The sequence below is a fragment of the Tritonibacter sp. SIMBA_163 genome (assembly GCF_046535935.1).
Lineage (GTDB): Bacteria > Pseudomonadota > Alphaproteobacteria > Rhodobacterales > Rhodobacteraceae > Epibacterium > Epibacterium scottomollicae.
Genome location: NZ_JAWJBP010000707.1, coordinates 1 through 260 on the forward strand (window position 1 = coordinate 1; position 260 = coordinate 260).

Consider the following 260-nt stretch of genomic DNA (forward strand, 5'->3'; position numbering starts at 1 on the left):
TCCTTCGTTGCCGATACGGTGCTGGCCAAGCATGATGAGAACTATATGCCCAAGGAAGTGGCCGACCGCCTGAAGGAACAGGGGGTCTGGAAGGAAGAGGGCGAGGCGGCGACCCAATGATCATCGAGATTGGCCATTACGCACTGGTGCTGTCGCTTGCGACCGCGCTGATCGTCTCCACGCTGCCGGTGATCGGTGCATGGCGCCGCGATTCGGCGATGATGGCGCTGGCCCCTGTCGCCTCCGTGACGATGTTCGTG

Annotated in this window: 1 pseudogene; it reads left to right on the plus strand. The window is 61.9% G+C overall.

Annotated features, from left to right (window positions below):
• Nucleotides 1–120: pseudogene (locus R0J92_RS24165) on the plus strand (cytochrome c biogenesis protein CcmE); the annotation flags it as partial.
• Between the last annotated feature and the right edge of the window lie 140 nt (nucleotides 121–260).